Below are 3,661 nucleotides of genomic sequence, written 5' to 3'. Positions count from 1 at the left end.
CAAAGGTATTCCTCTCGGCCATCGCTCTCGCTGCTACAGTCCTATTCTGGCTGTAATTCAATGAGTCTGGAGCCTAGAGGAGAGGGGGCATGGAGGTCAGCCGCGATGGGCTGGATATTTATTGCCTGCCAAGCAACCAAAGACTGCGAATGCCCAATACCATGAAGGACACGTACGCTAGGGCGACCTGGCGCTCTCACAAAATGCCCGTGTCTGCTTGGAAGCCACCAGCGGGCAGGAATGGCATCTGTGGTCTGGCCTTGACGCAGAAGGGGTCACGACGCGGAAATTGCCGCCAGCTCAAATAAAGGCTTTGGCAGCCAGTCGAGGCACGAGGGCGAAAACGGACAGGATCGATGCAGAACTCATTGCGCAGTTCATGGATTTCCGACCTGATGCAGGGCGCAACCTTCCACATGCAAAGATACGTCTTCTCAGAGCCTTGCTGTCCAAGCGCGGACAACTTGTCGAGACGCGAAAGCGGCTTCTGGCGCAGATCAAGGCGCATGGGAAGCTGGGATCGGCTGACATGTTCAAAGCCATGGATGCCAAATTGAAAGACCTGCTGGATTATCAGATTGCAGAGCTTGAGGCCCGGATCGAACATACCATCGCCACAGATGAGAGACTTGCCACGACGGCTGGCATCCCGCGTTCCGTTCCCGGGATCAGACCGGTTGCCAGCACCATGCCGATCATAGAGATGCCAGAACTCGGCCAGATCACCGGCGAGCAAGCCGCCGCGCTCGCAGTCCTTGAGCCAATTGCACATGACAGCGGACCCATGCGTGGTCGGCGCACAATTGGCGGTGGCCGACGATTGCTATGGCATGTGATGTTCCAGGCCGCTCTCGTCGCCAGCCATCACAATCCAGTCCTCAAGACAGTCGCCAACCGCCTATGCGTCGCCGGAAAACCACACAAGGTCATCATCACTGCTGTTGCAAGAAAGCTTGTCACAGCCGCAAACGCTCTCTGCAAAACGCGCCAGAAATGGACATCTCAACCTGCATAAAAAGAAACAGTTGCCAGGGCCGACAATTGATAGTTGGGCGTCGCGGGGCTCAGGCCTGCTTTTGAGCCTCGTCTTCCTCTGCAACCTCTACGGCGTCTGCTGCCACTTCGACCACATCGACCTCATCCACAGGTTCCGCGACTTCGGGCTCTTCTGATTGATCCTCAAGCGCACCAACGATCAAAGGCAACATGTGTACGCCGGTCGCGCTTGCGATCTCGGGCGTTTGCGGCGTTTGCCAACTGAGTGTGTCGAAGCTTCCGCAGTTCTGGCAGACCGGCCCCCATTCGGGTTGGATATCATGGCAGTTGGTGCACACCCATTGCGGACCACGCGGCGCATTCAGCGCCCTGGCCAACCAGCCTTGCACAACGGCGTCCGAGGCCCCCTCGCCACGTTCGATCGCAGCCATCAACGTGTAGGCGCGCGCATCACCTTGCTTTTCAACCAAATCACCCAACGCACGGCGGGCTTCGGGGAAATCCTCGGCCACGATGTTCAATTCTGCCAGAATCAGGCGCGTTTCCATATTCTCGGGGTGAATGCGGGTTAGCGCCGTGAACCTCTTGATACGTTGCTCGGGAGTTTCATCCGGTACGATTTCGGCAAAGGCATGGGCCAGATCCGGGTGTGGCTGAACCTCCCATGCTTTTTTCAGAATCTTGGTCGCAGCCCGGGGTTTGCCTTTGGCGATATACGCGCGGGCGGCCATGGCAGCGGCAGGCACCAGATCGGGCGACAGACGATTGGCTTCGATCGCGCGCTCCTGCTGTTCGACGGTCGCGTCTTCGTCCAGAATGCCTTTGGCTTCGGACAAGGCCAGAACAGCATCGCGCCGTTTGAAAACATCGCGCGGCAAATACCCGGCCTTCAACTTGGAGGTCAGGGTCGAACGCGCCCCGGCCCAATCATGCGCCTTGGTTTGCAGGTTCAGCAACACATCCTGCGTCTCTTCGTGACGCGGTTTGATCGCCAGGGCCTTCTCGGCAAGTTTGCGGGCCGTTTCATCATCACCTTCGGCCAGCTTCTGCTTCATGATCCCGCGTACGCCAACAAACCGGGTCGCGTTGTTGGTCACCAGTTTTTTATAAGTATCCGAAGCCTTTTTCGTGTCACCGGTCATCTCGGCGGCCTGTGCCACAAACAGATCTGTCAGCTCAGGCTTGTTCAGCAGTTTTTCGGCCTTGGTGGCTTTGGTCATCGCCACGCGCCCTTCGCCCGAGGCCAGCGCCATCAGGCCATCAGCAAGCGCCTGATATCCCTTTTGCTCGCGATTTCGGTCAAAATACCGGGACAAGGCAGTTTCGTCACCGTTCAGGAATTTCAGCGTTGCGATCAGCAGGCTGAGCAACTTGAAAAACAGCCAGACTGCAATGACCAACACACCCAGCGCGATCACTGACTGAAGCGGCCCCAGCGTGAATTCTGTGCCCGCGACGGTGATCTGAACCCCGCCACTGGTTTGCATCAGGAAGTGACCGCCCAGCGCCAGCAGGCCGATAATCGCAACAAAAACAAGGATCTTAAACAGTGACCACAGCATGGCAGGTCCTTCAGTTCGAGTTCAGGCTGGAAGCCAGTGTATTCGCCGCATCGACGGCCGCGACCCGTGTTTGGGCCGCCTGTTCCCAATCGGCCATTGCGGCCTGTGCCGCTTCGGGAAGTGATTTCAATTCACTCAGGGCTTTGACCAGGTCTCCGTCCGCGAGCGCAGCCTGTGCACGTGACAGGACGGCATCTGGCCCATCCCCTTCCTGGGGCATGACCGACCGCGCGCCTGTTTGACGTTGCAGGAAGGCAATCAGGCCAGTGCCCTTGTCGGCATCACGCGCTTCTGCCAGCGCTGCTCGGGCCGCAGGCGCGAAGCTGGCCCGCAGAGAGGAGAGGGTTTCCACACCTTTCTCAGCCGGCCCGGACAGAGCATCCGGCACATCCACACCGCCTGCCTTCAGTTCCGCAACAAGATCGGAATAGGGCTGGCCTGCATCCAACTGGCCATGCAAGCGGGACAGAACAGCGGCATTTGCCGCAGTTTGCACGTCGGCTGATGCTTTTGCCTCAAGCGCCTGAGCGTCCGAAACCATTTTTTCAACTTCGGCACGTTGCGAGGCCAGAGAATCCTGAAGCTTCTTCAGCTCAGCTTCAAAGGCGGCCATGGATTCGGGCGACACGCTGGATTCGATCGGGGTCTTCTCCAGCGTCGCGATTCGGTCTGACAATGGTCCGATCTGGCCTGACAGCGTATCCACAGTAGATTTGATCGCACTAAGGTCACCTTCCATGGGTGTCAGTTTGTCGGACAACACTTTGACCTGATCCGTCAAACCGGCAACATCCGGACTGTTTGCAAGCTCTTGCGACAGCTTGGCAATCTGGTCGGATTGGTCTGCCAGTTTGGACTCCAACGCCGCCAAGGTATCCGAAGTGTCAGAGCCACCTGACAATAGCCCACCATTGCCCAGCGCAAACCCGACAGCGGCTGCAATGGCACCACCCAGCAAAGCAGGCACAAACCCGCCACGCTTTTCAACGACGCGCTCAACAACTTTTTCCTCGACCGGAGCGATTTCTTCGGCTTCGGCTTCGGCTTCGGCTTCGGCTTCGGCTTCGGCTTCGGCTTCGGCTTCGGCTTCGGCTTCGGCTTCG

Annotated in this window: 3 protein-coding genes; 1 reads left to right on the top strand and 2 read right to left on the bottom strand. The window is 58.2% G+C overall.

Features of this window, described 5'->3' with window-relative positions; translation table 11 throughout:
- The first annotated feature begins 187 nt into the window (after positions 1 to 187).
- The gene (locus tag AC2FEB_RS23255; RefSeq protein ID WP_496677700.1) at positions 188 to 1,015 is read left to right on the top strand and encodes an IS110 family transposase; all 828 of its coding nucleotides are present in this window, start codon (positions 188 to 190) and stop codon (positions 1,013 to 1,015) included.
- A 49-nt stretch (positions 1,016 to 1,064) separates the two neighbouring features.
- Here AC2FEB_RS23255 and AC2FEB_RS23250 read toward each other — a convergent pair whose 3' ends face one another.
- The gene (locus AC2FEB_RS23250) at positions 1,065 to 2,558 is read right to left on the bottom strand and encodes a heme biosynthesis protein HemY (RefSeq protein WP_496677698.1); all 1,494 of its coding nucleotides are present in this window, start codon (positions 2,556 to 2,558) and stop codon (positions 1,065 to 1,067) included.
- A 10-nt stretch (positions 2,559 to 2,568) separates the two neighbouring features.
- Positions 2,569 to 3,661 (bottom strand): COG4223 family protein (locus AC2FEB_RS23245; protein WP_496884418.1); only part of this gene is annotated, 1,093 nt, incomplete at its 5' end.

Source organism: Ruegeria sp. YTSC106, assembly GCF_059609765.1.
This window is presented reverse-complemented; position numbering and strand designations above follow the sequence as displayed.

Coding starts and splice junctions, on each gene's coding strand:
- AC2FEB_RS23250 (WP_496677698.1), bottom strand. CDS start 2,558: ATGCTGTGGTCACTGTTTAAGATCCTTGTTTTTGTTGCGATTATCGGC.